This is a genomic window from Trinickia mobilis (assembly GCF_017315705.1).
GTDB classification, from domain to species: Bacteria; Pseudomonadota; Gammaproteobacteria; order Burkholderiales; family Burkholderiaceae; genus Trinickia_A; species Trinickia_A mobilis.
In genome coordinates this window covers 161,303-186,008 of the sequence record NZ_JAFLRF010000008.1, presented here as the reverse complement: position 1 = coordinate 186,008, position 24,706 = coordinate 161,303, and the positions used below count along the sequence as shown (strand labels likewise).

The following is a 24,706-nucleotide window of genomic DNA, read 5'->3' as shown; positions in this document are numbered from 1 at the left end:
GATGGCGCCCATTGCGCGACTGACGAGACCCGAAGGGGAGAACGAAAGCGATGAGCCGCTCAACCGACGAGTCGCCGTATTGAACTTCGGCCTGGAGAACGCGCGCGGTGAGTTCATCGCCCGAATGGACGCGGACGACATCGCGTATCCGGATCGTTTTCGAATCCAGCTCGCCGCGTTGCGGCGCGACCCGGCCCTGATCGCCTGCGGCGGCGTGTCGGTCAAGTTCGGAGCGGTGTCCGTACCGGCGCGCCGGTGCGTACGTTTTCCTTGCAGCGATCTCATGTGCAAGGCGTGCCGGCTGTTCGGAACATGTTTCGGGCATCCGACCGCGATGCATCGGCGTAGCGGCCGGCCGACATCGCGGGGTGTCGAATGGATGTAAGAATCGCGGAGGTCGATCAGGCGCAGAGCCGCTTTTCCTATCGGGCTTTCCTGCGATGGGAGGCCGGATATGTTCTGATTCTCTTGCTCTGGGCACATACAGGCGAAGGCGACGCGCTGAAGCAACTGTCGAACGGCTTTGCCTTGCTGTTCATCCTGAGAATCGGCATGTACCTGCTTGCGAGGATGCGCCGGCTCGACGGTCGATCGCGCGTTCTGCTCTTTTTCGTAGCGGTTTTTGCAGCCGCAAACGCGATAGTCAATGTCGGGCAGGAGCAATTCAGCGAAAACGTCAAGATCGTTTCCATCTTCCTCTTCTACCTTGCGGGCGAGACGACGGACGAAAGCTTTTTTGAACGCATGCCGGGTTTCCTGCTCGCGAGCCTTTTCGTCGCCTTGCCCGTGCTGAGTGCGCTCGTCGCTCTCTATGGTGGCCGGGACATCGGCGAATTCGATCAGGCCGCGCTTTCGTTCTTCGCCAACCGTAACAACGCCGTCGCATTCACGGTGGTCACATCGTGGGCGTTGATGCTGATCGACGCACGACGCTGGCTGATCGCGGGCTACCTGGTCGTCTGCGTGCTCGCGTTCAAGACGGTGGGCGCCCTGGTGGCGCTGGCGGCGGCCATCTATCTTGCGTATTTCGGCTTCAACCTGGTCGGCACCGTGGTAGTGGGCGCACTCGCAGCCGGGCTGTATTACTGGTTGGGGGACGATCTGGAGATCCTGTCGCGCGCTGCCACGTCCTGGCACACGCTCGGCAAAGTGCTGGCCGAGTCGGGCGGCATCTGGGGCCTCGGCAAGATGGATTACGCGCAGATCTACGAAGCGACGGGAACGAGCGACATTTCTCTGATCTTCCGCCTAAAGCACTGGATAAACCTGTTGGGGTTATACGCCGACGGCTCGCCGATCCACCAATTGTTCGGCTTCGGCGTTACCGCGAGCTTGCAGATGACCGACGAGGGATTGCTTCCGCACAACGACTACATCCGCTTCCTTTTCGAGCTTGGGCCAGGCCTGCTCTGCTGCTTCGTGGCGATGAACGTGATGATTCTCAAAAGAACCGTTGCGAGGTTCATCTCCGTTCCAGTCATCTTTTTGTGCATCTACTTTTTTTCCGACAACCTCATCAACAACTTCCTTGTGATGTCGTTCTTCTATTTCACGGCCGGGGCGCTAGTCAGCGCCCAAAGACGTCTGAATCATGGCCAGGTTGTCGACCCGGCGCAATTCAGTTGAGCTTCCTGCAAAAAAGGACGGAGCAATTGCGAACATGGAAAGCCGATTGAGCATCCTGAACGTTTCGCAAAATCACTTCGTCAGAGGCGGCTCCGACAGCTACTTTCTGTCGCTGGGCGAACTGCTGGCCCAGCACGGGAATTCGGTCGTCCCGTTCTGCGCGCGCAGTGAAAGGGACTTGCCCTCCGATTGGACATCTTTTTTCCCCATCGGCGCGAATTTCGAATCGCCGTCCGCGTTGGACGTCGTGCGATATCACTACTCCAGCGCAGCGAGGAAGAATCTCAAAGAGCTTGTGTCGAGAAACAGGTTCGACGTTGCACATCTGCATATCTATTACGGAAAGCTGACCTCATCGATTCTTCCCGTTCTCAAGGACGCGAGGATTCCGATTGTGCAAACGGTGCATGATTACAAGCTGATCTGCCCGGTCTATACATGCAGTCGCGGCGGGGAGCCTTGCGAAGCATGTCACGGCAAGGAATATTGGCGGGCGCTGGTTCATCGATGCAATCGAGGCTCCTACCTGCGTAGTGCGATATCCATGTCCGAATCCTACGTCTCCAGATGGCTCGGAAGTGTCGACGCGATCGACAGGTTCGTAGCGGTCAGTCGTTTCTTTGCGGAAAAGATGAAGGAGAATGGCATCGATTCGCAAAAGATTTCGGTCGTGCCCAACTTCATCGATGTGACGCGGTTCGCCCGCCAGGAGGAAGCAGGCCGCTACTTCGTCTACTTCGGACGGATCGAGCAATCAAAGGGAATCGGCACGTTGCTCGAGGCCTTCAGGCGGTTGCCCGACATTCCGCTCATTGTCGTCGGCGAAGGCGGATTCCTCGCGCAGGCGCGAACCTTGGCAACGGACAGCGCGAACATCCGGTTCGTCGGGTTCAAACGGGGAAGCGAGCTTTACGCCCTCGTGGCAGGCGCTGTCGCGTCGATTTTGCCGGCAGAGGCGTATGAAAATTGCCCGATGTCGATCCTGGAGACCTTCGCGTTGGGTCGGCCGGTGATCGGCGCGCGGATCGGCGGCGTCCCGGAGCTGATCGAGCATGGCCAAGACGGCTATATCTTCGAGCCGAAAGACGCGGATTCGCTTAGCCTATTTGTCAGGATGGTCTGGGCGCAACGCGCGAAGAGCGAGATGGGGAACGCGGCTCGCAGCAAGGTCGAACGGCAGTTCTCGGCCGACGTTCACTATCGCCGCATTCGGGCTCTCTATGATTCGCTTTCTGCGTACTAGGGGTCCGCGTCAAAGGTATTGCATCTTATTCAGCTTGATCCTGGCACGCGTGACTTTGGTCAGGATGTCGGAAGCTTTTGCAGTCCAAATGAATGGTTTTGGATGACGAGTGTGCTTCTCCACGTACGGTTCGATCGTGCGGACTAACTCAGGGATCGAGCGGAAGACCGCACGTCGCAACGGGTTCGCCGGCCGGGACAGTCAGAACTGCGGGAACCGGCCCGCCCACCCGCCGCCTTGGCGCAGGTAGCGAAAGAACAATGGAATGCCCGTTAATTGCGCGGCGAACCACCGGGTCGACCCACTGTCATCGATGATGATCGTCCTCAGGCGGAACGGGTCGCTCGAGCGATCGTTCCAGCCGATGTCGCACGTGCGTGCACTCTTGTAACCCGCGGCTTTCACGAGTTCGACTTCCCGGTCGCCGTAATTGCCGTTGGGATAGGCGAAGTGCGTGCAAGGGTTGCGCACCAGCGCCTCGATTTCATGGTTGCTGGTGGCGATCTCATCTTCACATTCGGTATCGGTGCAGCGGGTCAGCACAGGATGAAAGCGCGAATGTGCCTGAAAGTCTACATATGGGCGCATCGCTTCCAGTTGCTCGATGCTCAGGCCGGTCGCACGATCGTCCTCATCCTGGCGATAGCCGTACGCCTCCAGCTCGGCGAGGCGCTGCCCGTTCGTCAGCCGCTTCAGGCGCTCGATGCCTGCCTCCATCGCGCCCGGGTGCAACCACCAATGGGTGCGCGGACGGCCGACGATGCCGCTGCACAGGAAAATCGTAGGGCGCACCTGGTGCTTGACGAAAACCGGCAACAGCTTTGCGTTGCCCTCGTGTCCGTCATCGAGCGTAATGACTGCGCGGGGCCGTCCCGCACCGGGCAAAGTGATGTCCTCGAGCGGCACAAGGTCGCAGATGCCGCGGAGATACCCGAGATGCCGGTCCAGCGTCGTGGGGTCGGGATCGTGGTAGAGAAGGATTGCGACGCGATCGCGCCATAGCCATGCGCGCGCTGCGCGGGCAATGCCCGTCGCGATGACCAATGCGGCAACGGCCTCTTGGATTATCTCCTTAGGCGATACCATGTCGTCCCCCAACTCGTCGCAGTGCCGAGAGGCAAATGCAAATCGTCTCGACCACGGAGATCTCCTACAACGTGCCGCTTTGCTGATTCGTTACCTCGGCAATGGGAGATTCGGCGGCGGACCGAACGCCGTCCCTGCTATCCGCGCTCACCGAACTGCCGATGTGCCGCGCCACGCGCGGGGCGGCATGCTTCGCGCCATAGACGAACCGCATGACAGGACCGAACCTGTGCGCCGTAGCCGGTCCGATCACGTACAGGCCGCGAACGTTCGTCTCGAAATTTTGCGTCAGATCCGGCAAGCCGTCTTTGCGCGAGATCGCCTCCACGATTTCTTTCGACAGGAAGCGGTGTAGCCTCATATCGGTCTTGAAGCCCGTGGCGGCAATGACATGATCGGCCGTGACATAGGATTCGTCATGCCCGCTCCTCACGCGCAAGACGACTCGATCGTCGTTGATCGCGGCATGGCGAACCTCGGTGCGAAACGAAATCCTGACCTTATCGACCACCCGATCGCGTAGCCACCAGGCGCCAGACGGACCGAACGACTTTTCGATGATTCGCCTGCGGCGCCGATCGTCCAACAAGTGGAAAATCTGCGGAAATTCCGACAGGACGTGGCACGCCCAACCGCGACCAAGACCCGCATCGGGACTCAGCAACCTCGATATCAGCCCGCGCGACGCGTCCGGCCTCTCGAGCCAGCGCACGCTCGCATCGCGCACTAGCACGTGAACGCGCGCCCCCAGTTCGTTCAGCAACGCAGCCAGCCCCAGCGCCGACTGACCGCCACCCACAATTGCGATATCTCGATCTTGCGCCCATGTCAGGTTGCCGTACGCGACGGAATGAGACACATAGCGTCCAGGCAGGCCCTGCAGGACAGGAGGTGTTTGCTCGAAGCCTTTGAGACCCAAGGCGATTACCACTGTGCGGGCCGTCAAGGCGCCGCCGTCGCTCAGCTTCAGGTGAAAGAGCCCCTTTGTGCGCTGCATGTCGACGACATCGACCGCGCGGACATCGCCAATCAGGTTCGACTGAAACCAAAGCGCGTAATCCACGAAGGTTTCAAGCGGAAGCGCCATACCCACCCGCTGAAACGGAATACCCTTGAGACGGCAATAGTCCTCGACCGTATAGCCACGTTGCGGTGCATAGAGGCTCGAAGCAAACGCCTCCGACCGCATGATCATTCCAGGCGGCATGAAATCCCTCCAGGCGTGCATTGGGTGCCCGAAGATCTGATGGGGTATGCCTGACGCTTTCAGATGTGTTGCAAGGGACAAGCCATAGGGTCCAGCGCCAATGATCGCGGTGTCGGTCAAGGACATTGATTTCTCCGCTCAGTGGATAAAAGATTGGGCCGCTCGCTGCATAACCGAGTCTATGCACCCATTGGAGCGCCATCGGTACGTAGGCGCACAATGCGGTTCGAAATAGAAAGACGGCCCGTCGTCTATCACCGGCGCGGATCGTGGCAAATCGCGCCTATCCGGTTGCAGGACGCGCGGCCCGTACTACAGGCCGCTCATTGCGCCGCAGCATCCCCCTGTTTCTTGTGCTGCGACGCCAGCTTCTCCTGCTGGGATGGCGGCACCGGATCGTAATGACTGAGCTGAATGCTGTAGTTGCCATGCCCCCCGGCGATCGCGTTCAGCCGCGACTGATAGTCGTTGAGTTCCGAGAGCGGCACTTGGCCTGCCACGACCACTGCGTTGCCGGCGACGTTACGCGTGCCATGCACTTGCCCGCGCTTTGACGACAAATCGCCGATGATGTCGCCCATGGCCGAGTCCGGGGTCATCACTTCGATATCGACGATCGGCTCGAGCACGATGGGTTGAGCCTTCAGCACCGCATCGATGAAGGCCTTGCGCCCAGCGGTGACGAAGGCGACTTCCTTGGAATCGACGGAATGGCTCTTGCCGTCGAACACGGTGACGCGCACGTCTTGCATCGGAAAGCCCGCGAGCGGTCCGCTCTCGATCACCTGAAGAATGCCCTTTTCGACAGCAGGAATGAATTGGCCGGGAATGGCGCCGCCCTTGACGGCATCGACGAACTCGAAGCCGGCGCCGCGCGGCAGCGGCTCGACGCGCAGCATCACTTCGCCGAATTGCCCGGCGCCGCCCGTTTGCTTCTTGTGGCGGTGATGGCCCTCGGCTTTGCCGCCGATGGTCTCGCGATAGGCGATCTTCGGCGGCCGCGTCACGACGTCGACCTTGTACTGATCGGCGAGGCGCTCCAGCATGTGACGCAGATGCAGCTCGCCCAAGCCCCGCACGACGGTCTCGTTCGTGCCGACCGGGTGCTCGATGCGCAGGCACGGATCTTCCGCGCCGAGCTTTTGCAGAATCTCCCATAGACGCTGCTCGTTGCCGCGGCGCGCCGGCTCGATCGCGAGGCCGTAGATGGGCGTGGGGAAGTCGAGCGGGGTCAGGTGGATATCGCCGTCCTCGGGCGCATCGTGCAGCACAGCATCGAAGCCGATTTCGTCGACCTTCGCTGTGGCGCAGATATCGCCGGGGCCGGCCTCCGGGACATCCACGTGATCCTTGCCCTGCAGCAGCATCAAATGCGCGACGCGGAACGGCTGCCGTCCGAGCCCGATGTAGAGCTGGCTGTCGCGCTTGATCGTGCCTTGATGAATGCGAAACACGGCCATCTTGCCGATATACGGGTCGACGACGATCTTGAAGACGTGGGCAAGCACATGCTTGCCGGCGTCCGGTTCGGCGCGAACGACTTCCTGGCGGCCGTCCGCATCGCGGTAGAAGAGGGGCGGATTGCCTTCCATCGGATTGGGCAAGAGCCTCACGAACACGTCGAGCAATTCCGCGATTCCCGTGCCGTTGGCCGCCGACGTGAAGCAGATCGGTATCAAGTGACCTTCTCGCAGCGCCCGCTCGAAAGGCTCGTGCAACTGCTCGGGGCTGATCGCCTCGCCTTGTTCCAGGTAAAGCTCCATCAGTTCCGGATCGATCTCGATCACCTGGTCGATCAGTTGATCGTGCGCGGTCGCGACAGACAGGAAATCAGCCTCGCCGGCAGGATTGAAGAAGCAATCGACGACTTGGCGCCCATGCTGCGCCGGCAGGTTGATCGGCAGGCATGACTTGCCGAACGCCTCCTGGATTTGCGCGAGCAGGCCGGGGAGATCGACCTTTTCGCCGTCGATGCCGTTCACGACGATCATTCTGCAAAGCTTGCGTTTCTCTGCCCACGCCATCATGCGCCGCGTGGTCATTTCGATGCCGGTCTGCGCGTTGATGACAATGGCAGCAGTCTCGACGGCGGAAAGCGTGCTGATCGACAGCCCTGAAAAGTCGGGATAACCGGGGGTATCGAGGAGGTAGATGCGGGTGTCGCGGTAGTGCAGGTGGGTGACGGCGGAGTTCAGCGAGTGGTGGTATTTGCGCTCGAGCGGGTCGAAATCGCAGACCGTGGTGCCGCGCTCCACGCTGCCGGGCGCGTGCAGCGAACCGCCCTGGTGGAGCAGCGCTTCGGCAAGCGATGTCTTGCCGCAGCCGCCATGCCCCACCAGGGCGATGGTACGGATGGCAGCGGGGCTGTAATCCATGGTTGCCCTCGTCCGGTAACGGATGTTGGGCCATTATTGGCGAAAACAGGCCGTCTGCCAAATAGGGGGGCTGCGCGAATCGTATCGAATCCGTGCATTCGCCGACGCCCGGCGCTCAAATCAGAGGCGTTTCGGTTTCGGCGCGATGGCCGGCTTTTGCCTGCATGCCTTTGTCGGCGGAGCGGTCGCGCACGATCGTGACGGCGCACGGTGCGTAGGCAATGACCTGCCGCGCGACGGAGCCGATCAGCCAGCGGTCGAAGAGCGTGTGTCCGCGATGGCCGACGACCAGATGATCCATGCCGTGCTTCTCGGCATACAGGACGATCTCCTTGGCGGGCTGGCCGACCACGAGATCGAATTGGACCGGCAGCGTCAGGTCGCCGAGCCTCGACTTGACCTCGGCCAGGATCTCCTCGCAGTGCCGCACCTCGTGTTCGACCACGTCGATCCGTTCGTACTCGAGCGCGCCCCAATCCGGCGTTCGCGCCACGACCAGGACATAGAGACTCGCTCCGTACCGCTTCGCGAGATCCACCGAGAAACTCACGGCGTGACGGGCGGACTCCGACCCGTCATAACCGACCAATACCTTGTTCATGGCGGCTCCTGCTATGACATAGGCAGTATTGACCATCATACCCCTCGGCTCGCTGGCGATCACGCCCGCTGCGACGCGGCCCGGCAGCCGGCGTCAGGCCAATTCGAAATCCGGAGGGGGCGCGGGTTCGTCCGAATAGCGGAACACATTGAGGTCGTCGAAGCGGATCGCCGGCTGGTTGCCGGAGATGAGGTCCGCGAGCAATTGTGCGGAGCCGCAGGACATCGTCCAGCCGAGCGTGCCGTGTCCCGTGTTCAGGAACAGGTTCGGCACGGCCGTGCGGCCGACGATCGGCGTGCCGTCCGGCGTCATCGGCCGCAGACCGGTCCAGAACGTCGCATTCGCGGTATCGCCGCCGCCCGGGAACAGGTCGTTTACGCACATTTCGAGCGTCTCGCGGCGCGCCTCGCGCAGCGCTTTGTCGAAGCCGACGATCTCGGCCATGCCGCCCACGCGAATCCGCTGCTCGAAGCGTGTGATCGCGATCTTGTAGGTCTCGTCGAGGACGGTCGAAACCGGCGCCTTGGAGGCATCCGCGATCGGCGCGGTGATCGAATAGCCCTTCAGCGGGTACACCGGAATCTTGACGATGCCGGCCAGAAATTTCGTCGAATAGGAACCGAACGCGACGACGAACGCGTCGCCGTGCACGAGCTTGCTGCCGTGCCGCACGCCGGCAATGCGCCCGCCTTCCATCGCGAGCGCGTCGACGAGCGTGTCGTAGCGGAACGTCACGCCAAGCTGCTCGGCGAGCGCGACGAGCCGTGTCGTGAACAGCTGGCAGTCGCCGGTTTCGTCGCCGGGCAAGCGCAGGCCGCCGGTCAGCTTGTGCGCGCTCGCCGCAAGCGCCGGTTCGGCACGGGACAGTTCGGCAGGCATCAGCAGTTCATATGCCACGCCCGCTTCCTTGAGCACCGCAATGTCTTTCGCCGCGCCGTCGAGCTGCTGCTGCGTGCGAAACACCTGCAGCGTGCCGCCGGTGCGGCCTTCGTACTCGATCCCGGCGCCGGCGCGCAGCGCTTGCAGGCAGTCGCGGCTGTATTCGGCGAGGCGCACCATGCGCGCCTTGTTGACCGCATAGCGCTCGGCCGTGCAGTTCTGCAGCATTTGCCACATCCACTGCAACTGGAATTGCTTGTCGGCATCGTCCGGCCGGATGGCGAGCGGCGAGTGCTTTTGAAACATCCATTTGACGGCCTTGAGCGGCACGCCGGGCGCCGCCCACGGCGCGGCGTAGCCAGGGGAGATCTGGCCGGCATTGGCAAAGCTGGTTTCCAGCGCCGGCCCGGCCGCGCGGTCGATGACGGTCACTTCGTGCCCGGCGCGCGCAAGATAATAGGCGCTCGTCACGCCGACGACGCCGCTACCCAAGACGACAACTCGCATTGCTGCTCCGCAAAAGTGGGTGAACTGATAGCGCTCGATGGTTCGAAATGCGTTGAGTTAAGCGCTTAGCGATCGAACGTCGGCCCGAGACGGGCGCGATCATCGTCGTCGCTATCGTATTACCTTAATGGCCGGCAGGCCAGCATGAGGGGCAGCGGAGCCGCGCGAGGAGACGTCGGCGAGGCTATGAAGATTTTCTGCAGATAATGAAGTACTGCGAACTAAGCCACCAGGGCAGCCAGGAAGCGGGGCTGTGGCGCACCCGCTCGATGCTGAGCTGCGTCGCGATGGTGTCGCGCAGCTCGCGGAAGTCGAATCCCTTGTGCGTGATGCGCGGGTTCTCGGGGCGCGTCACCGGCACACCCGCCACAGACATCAGGATCTCGCCGAGGCTGTATTCGGTGCGCAGCGTGCGCTGGCGCATCATCCAGTTCATCACTTTCGGGATCGTCGCGAGGCCGTACATGATCGGCACAGAGACGATGAACGGCGCGCCGGGCTTCAGGATGCGCAGCGCGTCGGCGAGCAATTGGTCGACTTCATGCGCGTACAGGTGTTCGCAGACCTCGAACGCAGTCAGAACGTCGACGGATGCCTCATCGATCATATGCATCGAATCGGCGTAGCGGACTTCCGGATGCACGGGCGACATGTAGGGATCGTAGCCAATGAGCACGATGTCCCGGCGCAACTCGCCGAGCACGTGCAGAAGCAGGCCGGGCCCGGAGCCGAAGTCGACGACGGTTCCGTATTGGGGGCAATGCTGGCTCACGAGCTCCAGCGCGACGGCCATCCGGGTCCGATGGGCGTAGCGCGCCAGCGGATTCGACGACATGACGGTTTGTTCTTCATACGAGATGTCGCGCATTATCTAAAGACCCCGAAAGTTTGGCCAGCGATGCGAGTTCCCATGTCCGGGTGATCTTGCCTCTGCGCGAGGTAGCGGGCAACGAGGCATCCTAGCTTTCTTGGGCCAAAAGCCAGTGCCTGTAAGCCACGAATTCGCGCTCGCCGGTGCAGGGCATGGCGAGCGCGCGGGCGCGGCAGGCCGCGGATGCCGCATGCAGTCGTTGACATATTCGCCACACCGAGCAGGGGTACACTGCAGACAATTGCAAAGGAGCAACGATGCGGATATCAGAACTGGAAGGTGCGTGGCTCGATTACTGGGTCGCTCGCGCGGCCGAGCTTCCCAAGCCGCGCGTCGACGACGGACTTTGCTGGGTCGAGGAGCCGCCCTGCGACGGCGATCCCGAGAGCGCGGTGGACGCGGCTTTTGCGCCGTCGACGGACTGGAACGAAGGGGGTCCGATCATTGATCGCGAAGGGATCAGCATCGTCAAGCTCGACGATTGCTGGGGCGCTGAGAAGGGCGCGGGGAACCGGATCGAGACTGCCAGGATGAATATCGGACACACCGGCGCAACGGCGTTGATTGCCGCGATGCGGTGCTATGTGGGCGTGCGGTTCGGCGACGAAGTGCCGGACGAAGAGATGTCCGACGGGTAGACGCGCGTTTTTCGCGGCGCCGGCGCTACAGGTCGCGATCGGCGGCTCCAGTCCGCGCGTCGGCGAACTTCGCGAACACAAACAGCGCGGCTATTGCGAACGGACTGGCAACGAAAAAGGCGGTCAACATGGTCATGGTCCCCGAGGCTCTGTTTTGGATTTAGTTTAGCGATTAGAGCGCTGCCGATAATTGGCCTGAAACGCAAAACAGTATTCGCGTTTGACTAACTCTCGGAACACTACGCATCGCCTATCAACCGGCGTCCAGCACCCGCCGCCTCGTCCCGCAACGTACTTGTCACACAGACGATCGATCTAAAGCCCGACGTCGCCGGTTTGCGCGCGCTCGGTCGCGTAGGCGACTGCGGCGCGCATCGCCTCGTCGCGGCTTTCGAATTTCTTGGGGATCTTATGCCGCATCGCGTTCACGAATGTGTGCGAGAGATCACTCTTGCGCTCGAATAAAACGGACGCTTCCCACACGCCCGGCGCCGACTCGGACGCCGTGCAGTGCCCGATATAGCCGCCTTCTTCGATAACGGTGCAATGCGTCATAGCAACCTCCGTCGACGCTTGGTGGGTATCGGTGGTTGTCGAGGCTGGGAGGGGCGCCGCGGTTCACGCGATTGCGGGGCGCCGATGTCAGGCATCGCTGCCTCCCTTGGGGCGGCCCGGCGGGGGCAGCGAACGAATGTGAGCGTGGGGGTCGTTCATTCGCTCCCGCCTTGCTTCATGGGGTGCCACCGAGCCGTGGGGCCGACGTCCGATGTTCAGGGCTTCTTCGCCTGCATGAGCGCCTTCAGTTCCTCGACGTGCTCCTGCACGCGCTTGCTGACCACCGCGAAGCTATCGGACTGCGTCTTGTAAGCCGTGTCGGCGAGCTCCTGCATGTCGGCGAGCGCCTTATGCAACGCTTGTTGCACCAGTTCGCCTGCGCCGGAAGAAGGCGCGGCGCCCGAAGTGCTGAGCTGGGTGACGAGCGACTGTACTTGGGTCATCGTCGTTTGCAGGATTTCCGCCTGCTTCTGGCCCAGCGTCTGCATGCCCGCGATCGCCGTTGCGTTCGCCGCGGCCAGTGCCTCGATGTCCTTGCGCTGCGATTCCAGAACGGCGGAGAGGTCGATGCCGGGGAGCTTGAATTTCTCGATCATCTTGGCGTATTCGGCGAAAAGGCTGTTGGGATTGGTGGTTTCCATAATCGCTGCTCCGAAGGACTGCGTTGAGAAAGCTGAGGAAAGGTGAGGCAGACACACCGTACATGGTACCGCGCCTCGTGCGCCGAAGGCCGCTAGAATGAGCGGAACGGATGTGGCACTCAACCCATGCGCGGGGCACACAGTGGACCTTTTCATGTCGATGGAAGCGTTCGTGCGGGCGGCCGAGGCGCAAAGCTTCGCGAAGGCGGCACGGCAGCTGGACGTGTCCAAATCGGTCGTGACGTTGCGCATCAAGCAGCTCGAAGACCATTTCGGCGTGGCGCTCTTTCATCGCTCGACGCGCGCCGTGAGGCTGTCGGAATGCGGCGAGACGTATTACCGCGAGTGCGCGGAGCTCGTGAACAAGGTCCACGATCTGTCGGGACGCGCGCGCGAAGCGCCGCGATCGCTCTCCGGCACGCTCAACATTCATGTGCTGCCCGGGTTTGCGCTCGGGCACTTTTCGCAAACACTGATCGAATTCCGCAACACGTACCCGCGCGTCGAGTTCGTCGTGACGGTCAACGACCGCGTGATCGATCCCGTCCAGGAAGGCTTCGATCTCGCTTTGCAGATCTATCCGCCCGCCTCGAACCTGCTCGTCGAGCGGCGTCTCTTTCCGGTGCGCGGCGTGCTGTGCGCGGCGCCCGGCTATCTGAAGGAAGAGCCCGTGATCGAGACGCCGCTCGATCTCCTGCGGCACGACTTCGCCCGCTACTCGTACTACCCGTGGGGCGACAAGTGGCCGCTCATGAAGGGCAACGAGTGCTTCGAAATCGCACTGAATCCGGTGCTGAAGACCAACAGCGTGCATTTGCTGCTCGAATTCGCGCGCGCCGGCGCCGGTGTCGTCTACCTGCCGACCATGGTCGCTGCCGCCGATCTGCTCGAGCGGCGTCTCGAGCGCGTGCTGCCGGACTATGCGGCGCCGCCGCTTTGGCTCTCGGCGGTCTATCCCGCTTCGCACCGGACGACCGCCAAAGTGAAGGCCTTCGTCGATTTCCTGCGCGCGCGGTATCTGCGCGAGCCGCAGTGGGACAAGGCGCTCGGCATCGTCCCGGCGGACGATGAAGCAAAGAGCGTCGACGAGGAGCTCGCCGAAGAGTGAGCGTTCGTCCGGGTTCTCCTTTAGGTATTTCCCCTGGCGGGTTTTTGATGCACTCATGGTTCGCGAATCGCGAACCTCAGACCATTGCCGCCGCTCGCATCGCCTCCTAATCTTGGGTCCAACGAAGCAACCCATTTGCGGATCCACGGAGGAAGACATGCAAGACACTTGGTTCGGCAGCCTCGATCACTATCGGAAAGGCTCCATCGAAATCATCAAGGGCAAACCCGAGCACTACGCGATGTCGAACGTGTTCGAAGTGGCGAGCCGTTCGGCGCCATTCGAAAAAGTGGTCGTCGGCAAGAACCTCAAGTACGTCATCGAAGCGCTGCGCGCCGAAGGTTCGTCGCCTTGGTTTGCTGCATCGCACGACGAGTTTGCCGTGGTGCTCGACGGCGAGGTCGACGTGCACTTCGTCAAGCCGTCCGACGGTCCGCTCGTCGACGCCAGGACGGAAGGCACGGTGCGTCTCGAAGGCAAGCCGCCGGGCCGGCCGATGGGATACGTGCGGCTGCGCCGCGGCCATCAGGCGCTGCTGCCCGCGGGCGCCGCGTACCGCTTCGAAGCCGTGAGGAAGGGCGTGCTGCTCGTGCAGACGATTCTCGGGACGTGCTCGGTCGAGAAGTGGGCCGAGATTTGCATCCACTGAGCGCAAGACGCGATTCGATCACCAGGAGTCAATCATGGACAAAGCAACCGGCCTGCAAAACGTGACCGCGTCCACGCCCGATCCGGTCACGGGCTACCGCGTATTCAAGCTCGGCGATTTCGAGTTCAGCCGCGACGCGTATTTCGTGACTGTCAGATGGCCGTCGAACGGCCAGACCCGCTCGCACCAGATGCACGCAGACGATTTCCTGCGCGCGATGATGCGCGACGTCGCGTGGGGCTTCTTCTACGGCTGGGTCAACTTCGACGAAGTGCTCGGCACGCGCAATCACTACGGCAAGGTCGACATGTACGCCGGCACTTACAACGCGAGCTTCAAGGAAGCCGGCGCCGACTATACGCAGCAGTTCGACACGCCGCTCATCATGGCGACGTTCAAAGCCATCCTGAAGGACTGGGTCAACGAAGGCTTCGATCCGTTCGCGGCGCCCGAGGAAACCGGCTCGGCGTTCGGCGTGAAGCATGGCGATAACATCGCCGCGATCGAACGCACGCGGATCGCAACGAAGCGCATGCCGGGCCTCGAAGGCGATTCGCCGCTGCGCGACGATTTTCCCGTCAATCGCCAGTTTGCCGACGTCGCGCAGGACGAACCGGAGATCCACGCCGAACCCGGCTTCGAACAGGACCTGCATGCGTTCAGCCTCTTCAAGTACCTGTCGCGCTCGGACGTGACGTGGAATCCGTCGGTCACGTCGGTGTGCCAGCAGAGTCTCTTCTGCCCGACGACCGAGGAGTTCGTGCTGCCGATCTTCCACGGCAACGATCGCGTCGAGTGGTTCTTGCAGCTCTCCGACCAGATCGTCTGGGACGTTGCGGACAAGGACAGCGGCGAGCCGCGCGCGCGGATCACGATGAACGCGGGCGACATCGCCGCGATGCCGGCCGACATCCGTCACAAGGGCTATTCGCAGAAGCGTTCGATGCTGCTCGTCTGGGAGAACGCGACGCCCGATCTGCCGAAGCGCTACGAAAGCGGCGAGCTGCCGCCGTATCCGATCCAGATGTAACGCGCAGGCATCCCCCGTTTTCCAGAACCGGACGGCGCCGGATTGCCGGCGCCGCGGGGGATGTCACGTCCAGTTTTTTTCGACGCAGGACAGATATGCAAACGCAACTCTTCATCGGCGGCCAATTCGTGCCGGCCGCAAACGGCGAGACGCTCGCCTCGCTGAATCCGCACGACAACTCGGTGATTGCCGAGGTGGCGATGGCCGGGCCGGCCGATATCGATCGCGCGGTCGCCGCCGCGAAGGCCGCGTTTCCCAAGTGGAGCAAGCTCGCCGCGATGGAACGGGGGCGCTTGCTGCTCAAGCTCGCCGACGCGATCGAAGCGAACGCGGACCGGCTCGCGCGGCTCGAATCGATCGACACCGGCCACCCGATCCGCGACACGCGCAATCTCGACGTGCCGCGCACCGCCGCGACGTTCCGCTATTTCGGCGGCATGGCAGACAAGTTCGAAGGCTCGGTGATTCCGGTCGAAGCGGGCTTTCTGAACTATCTGACGCGCGAGCCCGTCGGCGTCGTCGGGCAGGTCGTGCCGTGGAATTTCCCGCTGATGTTCACGAGCTGGAAGATGGCGCCGGCGCTCGCGGCCGGCAACTGCGTGATCCTGAAGCCGGCCGAATTGACGCCGCTTTCGAGTCTCGCGATTGCCGAGCTGATGGCCGAAGTCGGTTTCCCGGCGGGCGTCGTCAACATCCTGCCCGGGCTCGGCAGCGTCGCGGGGCAGTCGATTGCCGAGCATCCGGAGATCGGCAAGGTGGCGTTCACCGGTTCGACGGCCGTCGGCCGCAGGATCGTGCAGGCGTCGAGCGGCAATCTGAAGAAGGTGCAGCTCGAACTCGGCGGCAAAGGGGCGAACCTCGTGTTCGGCGATGCGGATCTCGATGCGGTCGTCCAGGGCTCGGCGTTCGGCATCTTCCACAACCAGGGGCAGGCTTGCATCGCGGCCTCGCGGATGATCGTGCACGAAGCGGTCGCCGACGAGCTCCTGGAGAAATTCGTCGCGCTTGCACGCTCCATCAAGATCGGCGATCCGCTCGACCCGTCGACGGAAATGGGCCCGCTCACTTCGAGCCAGCATCGCGACCGCGTGCTGTCGTATGTCGACATCGCGAGGGAACAGGGCGGCCGCGTGCTGACGGGCGGCAAGACACCCGATGCCGCGGCGCTCGCGAGCGGCTGTTATGTCGAGCCGACGATCGTTGCGGCGAAGCCCGAAGACCGCGTCTCGCAGGAAGAAGTGTTCGGGCCGTTCATGACGGTCGCGACTTTTCGCACCGACGAGGAAGCGCTCGCGATCGCGAACGGCACCGAGTACGGTCTCGGCGCGGGGCTTTGGACGCGCGACCTGCAACGCGCCCACCTCGTCGCGCGCGAGCTTCACGCGGGCATGGTGTGGGTCAACTGCTACAAGCGCGTGAGCCCCGCCTCGCCGTTCGGGGGCGTCGGCGCGAGCGGCTACGGCCGGGAGATGGGTTTCGAGGCGATGCGCGAATACACGCAGCCGAAATCGGTCTGGGTCAACGTCGATGCGCAGATTCCCGCTTACTTTCCGCGTTGAGGCGTCGACAACGTATCGACACAGCAAGACATCCGGAGTGAGACAACCATGGACGGACATCCATTCGATGCCGGCCGCCGCCGCTTCGTCCGCGTCGCGGCGGGCGGCGCGCTCGCCGCGGCGGCACCCGCGCTGTCGACGTTCTCGCCGCTCGCGCTCGGGGGCGGCGTGCGAACCCTGAAGATCGGCTACGTGTCCCCGCAAACGGGTCCGCTCGCGCCGTTCGGCGAAGCCGACCGCTTCACGATCCGGCAGATGCAGACGAGGCTGAAAAGCGGCATCGCGATCCGCGGCAGGACCTATCCGGTATCGATCGCCGTCAAGGACAGCCAGTCGAACCCGAACCGCGCAGCCGAAGTGGCGAACGACCTGATCCTGCGCGACAAGGTCGACATCGTGCTCGTCTCCAGCACGCCCGAAACGGCGAACCCGGTCAGCGACATCTGCGAGCTGAACGAGACACCGTGCGTGTCGACCGTGGTGCCGTGGCAGCCGTGGTTCTTCGGCCGCAAGGGCGATCCGAAGCGAGGCTTTCGCTTCACGTATCACTTCTTCTGGGGCCTCGAAGACGTCATCGCCGTCTACACGGGCATGTGGCAGTCGGTGGCGACCAACCGCAGCGTCGGCGGCCTGTTCCCGAACGACGGCGACGGCAACGCATGGGGCGATACCCGGCTCGGATTTCCGCCCGTGCTTGCGAAAGAGGGCTTCAAGCTGCAAGACCCGGGCCGCTTTCAAAGCATGACGCAGGATTTCTCCGCGCAGATCTCCGCGTTCAAAGGCGCCGACGCGCAGATCATCACCGGTGTCGTGATTCCCCCGGACGCCAAGAACTTCCTCGTCCAGGCGCGCCAGCAGGGCCTGAAGCCGAAGGTGATTTCGATCGGCAAGGCGCTCTTGTTCCCGACCTCGATCGAAGCGCTCGGCGAGCTCGGCGACGGCCTCTCGACGGAAGTCTGGTGGTCGCCGTCGCATCCGTTCAGATCGTCGCTGACCGGGCAGAGCGCGGGCCAGGTCGCCGCCGACTACGAGCGCGTCACGGGCAAGCAATGGACCCAGCCGATCGGCTTCGCGCACGCGCTTTTCGAAGTCGCCGTCGACGCGTTCAAGCGCGCGCATGACGTCGACTCGAGCGAAGCGATTCGCGACGCGATCGCAGCGACGCAGCTCGACACGCTGGTGGGCCGTATCGCGTGGGGCAGCGGCCCGGTCAAGAACGTGGCGAAGACGCCGCTCGTCGGCGGACAGTGGGTGCGAGGCCGGCAGCATCCGTTCGATCTCGCGATCGTGAACCACCAGCTTGCGCCGATGGTGCCGCTTTCCGGCCCGCTCAAGCTGATCGGCTGATTGATCGGCTGATTGATCGGCCAAAGCGACATGCACGCACTCCGGAGAACTGCGATGAGCCCCGTTCTAAAACTGTCGGCCGTCTCGAAGCGCTATGGCGCATTGACCGTGACCGACGACATCAGCTTCGCAGTCGAGCGCGGCGAAACCTACGGCATCCTCGGCCCGAACGGCGCGGGCAAGACGACGCTCTTCAACCTGGTGAGCGGCGATGCGCGCCCCGATGCGGGCGCCGTCGAGTTCGACGGCCAGGACGTCGGCCACCTGCCGCCGCATCGCCGCTGCGCGGCGGGCATCGGACGCTCGTATCAAGTGCCGCGCCCGTTCGGCGGGATGACGGTGTTCGAGAACCTGCTCGTCGGCGCGACGTTCGGCGGCGAGCTAAGCGAGCGCGACGCCTATGACGTGTGCGTCGACGTGCTCGAACGCACGGGGCTCAAGGCTCGCGCGAACCAGCTTGCGGGCACGCTCGGGCTGCTCGACCGCAAGCGTCTCGAATTGGCGCGCGCGCTGGCGACGCGCCCGCAGCTCTTGCTTCTCGACGAGATCGCCGGCGGCCTGACCGAGCCGGAAACGCACGCGCTCGTCGACGAAATCAAGCGCGCCAAGGAGCGCGGCGTGACGATCGTCTGGATCGAGCACGTCGTTCATGCCTTGCTTGCGGTGGCCGATCGCCTGCTCGTCATCAACTTCGGCAAGAAGCTTGCCGAGGGGCTGCCGAACGCGGTGATGGACGACCCCGAAGTGAAGCGCGTCTATCTCGGACTGGAGGCCTGATATGTCAACACTGCTGGAAACGCGCGGCTTGACCGCGTTCTATGGCGATTTCCAGGCGCTTTTCGGCGTCGACGTGAAGGTAGGCGTCGGCGAGGTGATCGCGCTGATCGGCGCAAACGGCGCGGGCAAGTCGACGTTCCTGAAATCGATCGCCGGACTGCAGCGCACGCGCGCCGATCAGATCCTGTGGCGCGGCGAGCCGATCGGCGGGACGAGCGCCGCGAGCATCGTCGGCCGCGGCATCGCGCTGGTGCCCGAAGGCCGGCGGCTCTTCGCGAGCCTCACGGTCGAGGAGAACCTGCTGCTCGGCGCCTATAGCAAGCGGCGGGGGCGTTGGGACCTCGCCGCCGTCTATGCCCTCTTTCCGGCCTTGAAGGAGCGCCGTCATCACTTGGGCACCGCGCTCTCCGGCGGCCAGCAGCAGATGGTCGCGATCGGCCGCGCGCTGATGAGCAATCCGGATCTGTTGATGTGCGACGAACTCTCGCTCGGCCTTGCACCTGTGATCGTGCGCGAGATCTACGCGGCGCTGCCGTCGATCGTCTCGCAAGGCATGAGCGCGATCGTCGTCGAGCAGGACGTGCAGCTCGCGCGCCGCGTGTCGTCGCGCTTCTACTGCTTTCAGGAGGGGCGCGTGTCGCTCTCGGGCGTGTCGGCCGACGTCTCCGACGAGGCGATCACGCAAGCCTACTTTGGAGCCGTCGCATGAACACCGTGATCAACATCGTCGTGCAGGGCATCCTGCTCGGCGCGCTCTACGGCCTCTTCGCGATGGGGCAGTCGCTCGTGTTCGGCGTGATGCGGCTCACCAACATCGCGCACGGCGACTTCATCGTGCTGCTCGCGTTCGTGCTGCTCGCGCTGACGGGCGTGGCGCAGCTGCCGCTCGCGGTCTCGCTCGCGCTGTTGCCGGCGATCGCGTTCGGCGCCGGATATGCCCTCCAGTACGCGGTCTTGAACCGCGTCAGCAGCCGCGATCCGCTGCCTTCGCTGATCGTCACGTTCGGCCTCTCGATCGTGATCCAGAACGTGCTGCAGCAAGTGTTCTCCGCGGACCCGCGCGCGATCTCGACCGGCAGCTTCGAAGCGAAGAGCCTCGCGCTCGGCGGCGGGCTCTCGGTCGGCTGCCTGCCGCTCGTGACGCTCGCCGTGACGCTCGCGCTCGCTTTCGCAATGCAGTGGCTCTTCGGCCGCACGCCGCTTGGCCGCGCGTTTCGCGCGACCTCGGACGATCGCGAGATCGTGCAGCTGATGGGCGTCTCGTACCGCCGCACCTACGCGCTTGCGATGGGCATCGCCTTCGTGCTGATCGCGGCCGCCGCGGCGCTCTATGCGATGCGTACCGCGGTCTCGCCGACCGACGGCCCTGCGCTGCTGCTCTATGCGTTCGAGGCCGTGATCATCGGCGGCATGGGCTCGTTCTGGGGCACGGTCGCGGGCGGCATGGCGCTCGGCGTCGCGCAGCAGGCCGGCTTCTATTTCGATCCGGGCTGGGGCATCTGGCTCGGCCACGTGGTGTTTCTCTGCGTGCTGGTGGTCCGGCCGCAGGGGCTCGTTCCCAAGACCGCCAAGACTGCCTAAAGGTGCCGACATGACCACGCTTCTTCAGAGACCGGCAGCCGGCTTCGAAGTGCGGCGCGCGACACGCGCGAGCCGGGTTGCGATCCTCGCTTTGCTGATCGCCGCGCTGGCCGTGGCGGGCGGGCCGTGGTGGGCCGGGCGCGAAGCGATGCACGACTTCGTGCAGCTCGCGTCGTATCTCGTCTTCGCGATGATGTGGAACCTCCTGGCCGGTTACGGCGGGATGGTGTCGATCGGACAGCAGGCGTTTTTCGGCATCGGCGGGTACGGGATGCTGATCCTGTCCACCTATTGCGGCGTCTCGCCGTTTATCGCCGTCCCCGTCGCGGCCCTCGTCGCCGTCGTCGTGGCGCTGCCGGTCTCGCTCGTCGCGTTTCGTCTCGAGGGCGGGTACTTTGCGATCGGCACCTGGGTGATCGCCGAAGTTTTCCGTCTCGCGTTCGCGAACGTCTCGGCGCTGGGCGGCGGGTCGGGCACGAGCCTGATCGCGCTCGAGTCCTTCTCGCGCGCGACGCGCGAATCGCTCACGCTGTGGCTTGCGCTCGGAATCGTCGCGGCCGCGATCGGACTCTCGTATGCGTTCTTGCGCTCGAAGGCCGGCCTCGCGCTCACCGCGATGCGCGACAACCCGGTCGCGGCCGCGAGCCAGGGCGTCGACGTCGCGCGTTCGCGGCTCGTCGTCTACCTGGTGTCGGCATGCGGCGCGGCGCTCGCGGGCGGCCTCTATTTCATCGGCAATCTGCGCATCTCGCCCGACGCCGCCTTCTCGGTGAACTGGACTGCGTTCGGCATCTTCATCGTGCTGATCGGCGGCATCGGGACGCTCGAAGGGCCGCTCGTCGGCGCGCTCGTCTTCTTCGTGCTGAACAAGTTCTTGTCCGACTACGGCACCTGGTATCTGATCGGTCTCGGCCTGCTCGCGATCGCGGTCACGATCTGCTTTCCCAAAGGGTTGTGGGGCTTCGTGTCGCAGCGTTTCGGCCTGCAGCTGTTTCCGGTCGGCCGGCGCGTCGTGTTTCTCGAGAACGAGGCCGCGCCGCAAGCGTCGGCCAACGGCGTGGCGGGGGCGCTCGATGCGCCGTCAGCCGCGCATCGGCGTGCGTGACGGAGCACGGCGATGAACGCACCCAATCTCGATCCTGAAATCGGCGCGCTCTGCGCGCTCGACGACATTCCCGACGGCGGCGCGCTCGAAGTGCCGCCCGAGCGTCCCGGCCTGCCGCCTGTCGTCGTGCTGCGGCGCGGCGAGAACGCATGGGCGTACCGCAACGTGTGCCCGCATTTTTCGATTCCGCTGAACTACGAGCCGAACACGTTCTGGGCGTATGACGCCGAGTTGCTGATGTGCGCGCATCACAGCGCGATGTTCCGCTTCGAAGACGGCCTGTGCGTCGACGGTCCTTGCCGGGGCGCCGCGCTGACGGCCGTTGCGATTCGCGTCGACGGGCGCATGATTTTCAAAGAAACGTGAGGAGAGTCGACAGTCGAACGCCGAGGTCTGAGGTCGACATTCCGGCCTCAAACAGTCGAACGCCGAGGTCTGATCTCGGCCAACAACCGAGTCTCCCATCAATGTGATGACCGTATCACGCGCCAGCAGAGAATCGGGTGTCATGGATTTAGCAAGCCTCTATAGTTCCTTTCATGCAGGCCGCCGCGAAGGCCGCACAATCCGACGCAGCGTCAGGTGAATCCGCCGGCCTTTGCGGCGCGTATCTCCACGGTGGTCTGTGCCGGCGTCAATCGGGATCGATTGCCTGGCGCGGCCCTGTTGTGACTCTTTCCTCTTTGGCGGAGGCGAACATGAAACGATTGGCGGTGGTGCTGCGCGTTGCATTGTGCATGGCAGCGTGCGGAATCGCGGCTCACGGGTACGCGCAAGGGCTGAGCCCTCAAGACGACATCAACGCACCCGCGAACAGCACGCGCTTGATGCCGAATGCCGCGCTCGGCAGCGAGTATCCGACGCACGGCAACCAGCAGGCGGGCGAGCTGAACCTGAATCCGGCCGATCCGCGCGCCCAGCTCGTCAACGGCCTGCCGAACAACGCCGAATCCGGCCAGTACGGATCGCCGCTGGCCGGCGTTCGGACCTATGTGCGGACGCAGCAGCCAACGAACTGACAATCGATTTGAGCGCCAATCCGGCGCCGCTCGCTTATGCTATGCGTGCGATGCCTCGCACGCGGGTCCTTCTTGCGGCAAACCGCTTGTGCCCCCGGCGCGGGCCGTCCACACAACTTCGTTTCATCCCCGGAGGAGTTCATGAATCAGGACGCACCGAGCGGCCGCAACGGGCCGTCGCCGGAGCAACAGGGTGAGCCGGACCCGTCGGCGTGCGCCGACATGCCCGGACAGATCGTGTTCGTGCTGCAAGGCGGCGGGGCGCTCGGCGCGTATCAGGCGGGCGTCTACGAGGCGCTGCACGATGCGGGCATCGAGCCCGACTGGGTGATCGGCACGTCGATCGGCGCGATCAACGGCGCGATCATCGCCGGCAATCCGCGCGAGCGGCGGCTCGTGCGGCTCAAGGAGTTCTGGCGGCGCGTAGCGTATCCCGGCAGCGCGACGGGCGGCTGGTTTCCGCTCTGGGACGACTGGCTGCGCAACGTCGCGATCGTGACGCAGGGCATCGCGCCTTTCTTCGCGCCGCGTCCCGAGGCGTGGTTCGGCCTGCAGACGCCGGTCGGACTCGACAAGGCCGCGTTCTATTCGACCGAGCCGCTGCGCGAGACGCTGAGCGCGCTCGTCGACTTCGATTATCTGAACGCGAAAGAGAAGGCGATGCGCCTGACGGTCGGCACGGTGGGGGTCGCGAATGGACGGATGCGCTACTTCACGAATCGCGACGCCGCATTTTCCGTCGATCACGTGATGGCTTCGGCGGCGTTTCCGCCCGGGTTTCCGTCGGTGCGCGTGGACGGCGAAACGTACTGGGACGGCGGCATCTATTCGAATACGCCGCTCGAAGCGGTGCTCGACGATCATCCGCGCCGCAGCTCCGTGATCTTCGCGGTGCAACTGTGGCCCGCGCGCGGACCCGAGCCGGTGTCGATCTGGCAGGCGATGGGGCGGCAGCGCGACATCCAGTATTCGAGCCGCTCGGAAAGCCACCTCGAGCGGCAGCGGCAGATCCACCGGCTGCGCCACGTGATTCGCGAGCTGGGCAAGCACGTTCCCGACAGCGAGCGCGATTCGGCTGCGATTCAGGAGCTTCTCGCGTGGGGCTGCGGCACGACGATGCAGGTGATCGAACTCGACGCGCCCTGTTTCGGCGGCGACGAGCTGCACAAGGACATCGACTTCTCGTCGAGCGGCATCGAGCGCCGCTGGGCCGTCGGCTACGACGACACGCTGCGCATGCTGCAGCGCGCGCCGTGGCGGGAAGCACCCGATCCGATGGAGGGGATCGCGGTCCATCGGATGGAGCGTGGCGTCGAGTGTTGAATTCAGGCGGAGCATCATGTTGCGCATCGGAATCGTGCTGTACCCCGGCTTTCAGGTGATCAATCTCGCGGTGACGACGGTGCTGGAATTCGCCAACGCCACGGCCGGCGAGGACGTGTACGCGTTCTGCCTGCTGTCGGAGCACGGCGGACTCGTGCGCAGTTCGGCGGGCTTTGCGGTCGATACGATCTCGTTCGACGACAGCCGCTACGACACGATCCTCGTCGTCGGCGATAACGAAGCCTCGCTGCCCGCGCCTGCCCTCGTCGCGTTCCTGAAGGCGGCCGCGCCGGTTTCGCGGCGGATCGGCTCGACCTGCACGGGCGCCTTCAGCCTCGCCGAAGCGGGCCTGCTCGACGGCCGGCGCGCGACGACGCACTGGTACTTCGCCTCGGCCTTCCGGCGCGCGTATCCGAAGGTGCAGCTCGATGAGGACCGCATCTTCATCATCGACGGCCCGATCTGGACTTCTGCCGGCATGACGTCCTGCATCGATCTCGCGCTCGCGCTCATCGAGAAGGACATGGGCGCCGAGGTGGCGAGGACGGTGGCGAAGAAGCTGGTCGTCTATCACCGCCGAGCGGGCGGGCAATCGCAATTCTCCGCGCTGCTCGAACTGGAGCCGAAGTCCGACCGGATTCAGACCGCGCTCGTCTGGGCCAAGCAGAATCTGCATGCCGATTTGTCGGTCGAGCGGCTGGCGGACGTTGCGCACCTGAGTCCGCGTCAATTCAACCGCGTGTTCCGCGCGGAGACCGGGCAGACGCCCGCGAAGGCGATCGAGCATTTGCGCGTCGAGGCGGCGCGGCTGATGGTCGAGAGCGGGCGCCATCCGATCGACGTGATCGCGCGCGACACCGGTTTCGGCGACCCCGAGCGCATGCGCCGCTCGTTCCTGCGCGCGTTCGGCCAGCCCCCGCAGGTGATTCGCCGCGCGGCACGGGGCGCCGCCGAGCCGCTGCCGTCCTGACGCGCAAGG

Annotated in this window: 25 protein-coding genes and 1 pseudogene; 17 read left to right on the top strand and 9 right to left on the bottom strand. The window is 63.9% G+C overall.

Going from position 1 to position 24,706, the window contains the following annotated elements:
• The first annotated feature begins 1 nt into the window (after position 1).
• Genes J3489_RS13800 through J3489_RS13790 form a run of 3 tightly spaced genes read left to right on the top strand, consistent with a single transcriptional unit; the run spans position 2 to position 2,869 of the window.
• Positions 2-385, top strand: coding sequence for a glycosyltransferase (locus J3489_RS13800; protein ID WP_206998885.1), 384 nt, complete (start codon positions 2-4; stop codon positions 383-385).
• Entirely contained in the window at positions 376-1,626 is a 1,251-nt protein-coding gene (locus tag J3489_RS13795; protein ID WP_206998884.1) for a hypothetical protein, read from the top strand. The genes J3489_RS13800 and J3489_RS13795 overlap by 10 nt, the downstream gene beginning before the upstream one ends.
• Positions 1,601-2,869, top strand: coding sequence for a glycosyltransferase family 4 protein (locus J3489_RS13790; RefSeq protein WP_206998882.1), 1,269 nt, complete (start codon positions 1,601-1,603; stop codon positions 2,867-2,869). The genes J3489_RS13795 and J3489_RS13790 overlap by 26 nt, the downstream gene beginning before the upstream one ends.
• A gap of 9 nt (positions 2,870-2,878) precedes the next feature.
• Here J3489_RS13790 and J3489_RS13785 read toward each other — a convergent pair.
• The 7 genes and pseudogenes from J3489_RS13785 to J3489_RS13755 all read right to left on the bottom strand — a co-directional run.
• Positions 2,879-3,055: pseudogene (locus J3489_RS13785) on the bottom strand (IS630 family transposase); the annotation flags it as partial.
• 15 nt (positions 3,056-3,070) lie between these two features.
• Positions 3,071-3,955 carry a polysaccharide deacetylase family protein gene (locus J3489_RS13780; RefSeq protein WP_206998880.1) on the bottom strand — a complete coding sequence of 295 codons (885 nt, stop codon included), beginning with the start codon at positions 3,953-3,955 and terminating at the stop codon, positions 3,071-3,073.
• Positions 3,956-4,019: 64 nt separating this feature from the next.
• Positions 4,020-5,288: an NAD(P)-binding domain-containing protein gene (locus tag J3489_RS13775; RefSeq protein ID WP_206998878.1), complete on the bottom strand. Its 1,269-nt coding sequence runs from the start codon at positions 5,286-5,288 to the stop codon at positions 4,020-4,022.
• 197 nt (positions 5,289-5,485) lie between these two features.
• Entirely contained in the window at positions 5,486-7,537 is a 2,052-nt protein-coding gene (gene fusA, locus J3489_RS13770) for an elongation factor G (protein WP_206998876.1), read from the bottom strand.
• 115 nt (positions 7,538-7,652) lie between these two features.
• Complete coding sequence (locus tag J3489_RS13765) at positions 7,653-8,138, bottom strand: universal stress protein (RefSeq protein ID WP_206998874.1); 486 nt, start codon at positions 8,136-8,138, stop codon at positions 7,653-7,655.
• A gap of 93 nt (positions 8,139-8,231) precedes the next feature.
• Positions 8,232-9,524: a D-amino acid dehydrogenase gene (locus J3489_RS13760; RefSeq protein WP_206998872.1), complete on the bottom strand. Its 1,293-nt coding sequence runs from the start codon at positions 9,522-9,524 to the stop codon at positions 8,232-8,234.
• Positions 9,525-9,708: 184 nt separating this feature from the next.
• Positions 9,709-10,392 (bottom strand): class I SAM-dependent methyltransferase, encoded by a 684-nt coding sequence (locus J3489_RS13755; RefSeq protein ID WP_206998870.1) that lies wholly within the window; start codon positions 10,390-10,392, stop codon positions 9,709-9,711.
• Positions 10,393-10,652: 260 nt separating this feature from the next.
• Here J3489_RS13755 and J3489_RS13750 point away from each other — a divergent pair, with 260 nt between their 5' ends.
• Complete coding sequence (locus tag J3489_RS13750; protein ID WP_206998868.1) at positions 10,653-11,033, top strand: phage protein NinX family protein; 381 nt, start codon at positions 10,653-10,655, stop codon at positions 11,031-11,033.
• A 315-nt stretch (positions 11,034-11,348) separates the two neighbouring features.
• Here J3489_RS13750 and J3489_RS13745 read toward each other — a convergent pair whose 3' ends face one another.
• Together J3489_RS13745 and phaP are read right to left on the bottom strand one after the other, a co-directional pair.
• A complete protein-coding gene (locus J3489_RS13745) occupies positions 11,349-11,588 on the bottom strand; it encodes a hypothetical protein (RefSeq protein ID WP_206998867.1) in 240 nt (79 codons plus the stop codon).
• A gap of 215 nt (positions 11,589-11,803) precedes the next feature.
• A complete protein-coding gene (gene phaP / locus J3489_RS13740; protein WP_206998864.1) occupies positions 11,804-12,229 on the bottom strand; it encodes a TIGR01841 family phasin in 426 nt (141 codons plus the stop codon).
• Between the two features lie 142 nt (positions 12,230-12,371).
• On the opposite strand from phaP, the gene J3489_RS13735 reads away from it, so the two are divergent.
• From J3489_RS13735 to J3489_RS13675, 13 genes are all read left to right on the top strand, one after another.
• On the top strand, positions 12,372-13,337 hold the full coding sequence (locus tag J3489_RS13735) for a LysR family transcriptional regulator (RefSeq protein WP_206999033.1): 966 nt from the start codon (positions 12,372-12,374) through the stop codon (positions 13,335-13,337).
• A 157-nt stretch (positions 13,338-13,494) separates the two neighbouring features.
• On the top strand, positions 13,495-13,986 hold the full coding sequence (locus J3489_RS13730; protein ID WP_206998863.1) for a cupin domain-containing protein: 492 nt from the start codon (positions 13,495-13,497) through the stop codon (positions 13,984-13,986).
• A 34-nt stretch (positions 13,987-14,020) separates the two neighbouring features.
• Positions 14,021-15,016: a hydroxyquinol 1,2-dioxygenase gene (locus J3489_RS13725; RefSeq protein WP_206998861.1), complete on the top strand. Its 996-nt coding sequence runs from the start codon at positions 14,021-14,023 to the stop codon at positions 15,014-15,016.
• 95 nt (positions 15,017-15,111) lie between these two features.
• On the top strand, positions 15,112-16,575 hold the full coding sequence (locus tag J3489_RS13720; protein ID WP_206998857.1) for an aldehyde dehydrogenase family protein: 1,464 nt from the start codon (positions 15,112-15,114) through the stop codon (positions 16,573-16,575).
• 48 nt (positions 16,576-16,623) lie between these two features.
• Positions 16,624-17,922, top strand: a complete 1,299-nt coding sequence (locus J3489_RS13715) for an ABC transporter substrate-binding protein (protein WP_206998855.1) — start codon at positions 16,624-16,626, stop codon at positions 17,920-17,922.
• Between the two features lie 54 nt (positions 17,923-17,976).
• Complete coding sequence (locus J3489_RS13710) at positions 17,977-18,699, top strand: ABC transporter ATP-binding protein (protein ID WP_206998853.1); 723 nt, start codon at positions 17,977-17,979, stop codon at positions 18,697-18,699.
• A 1-nt stretch (position 18,700) separates the two neighbouring features.
• Positions 18,701-19,408 (top strand): ABC transporter ATP-binding protein, encoded by a 708-nt coding sequence (locus J3489_RS13705; protein ID WP_206998852.1) that lies wholly within the window; start codon positions 18,701-18,703, stop codon positions 19,406-19,408.
• Positions 19,405-20,280, top strand: a complete 876-nt coding sequence (locus tag J3489_RS13700) for a branched-chain amino acid ABC transporter permease (protein WP_242540004.1) — start codon at positions 19,405-19,407, stop codon at positions 20,278-20,280. Before J3489_RS13705 ends, J3489_RS13700 begins: the two co-directional genes overlap by 4 nt.
• 10 nt (positions 20,281-20,290) lie before the next feature.
• Complete coding sequence (locus tag J3489_RS13695) at positions 20,291-21,385, top strand: branched-chain amino acid ABC transporter permease (protein ID WP_206998851.1); 1,095 nt, start codon at positions 20,291-20,293, stop codon at positions 21,383-21,385.
• A gap of 12 nt (positions 21,386-21,397) precedes the next feature.
• Positions 21,398-21,751, top strand: coding sequence for a Rieske (2Fe-2S) protein (locus J3489_RS13690; RefSeq protein ID WP_206998850.1), 354 nt, complete (start codon positions 21,398-21,400; stop codon positions 21,749-21,751).
• A 332-nt stretch (positions 21,752-22,083) separates the two neighbouring features.
• Positions 22,084-22,404, top strand: a complete 321-nt coding sequence (locus J3489_RS13685; RefSeq protein WP_206998849.1) for a hypothetical protein — start codon at positions 22,084-22,086, stop codon at positions 22,402-22,404.
• Between the two features lie 222 nt (positions 22,405-22,626).
• The gene (locus J3489_RS13680; protein ID WP_242540018.1) at positions 22,627-23,727 is read left to right on the top strand and encodes a patatin-like phospholipase family protein; all 1,101 of its coding nucleotides are present in this window, start codon (positions 22,627-22,629) and stop codon (positions 23,725-23,727) included.
• A gap of 16 nt (positions 23,728-23,743) precedes the next feature.
• Complete coding sequence (locus J3489_RS13675) at positions 23,744-24,697, top strand: GlxA family transcriptional regulator (protein WP_206998847.1); 954 nt, start codon at positions 23,744-23,746, stop codon at positions 24,695-24,697.
• Positions 24,698-24,706 lie beyond the last annotated feature (9 nt).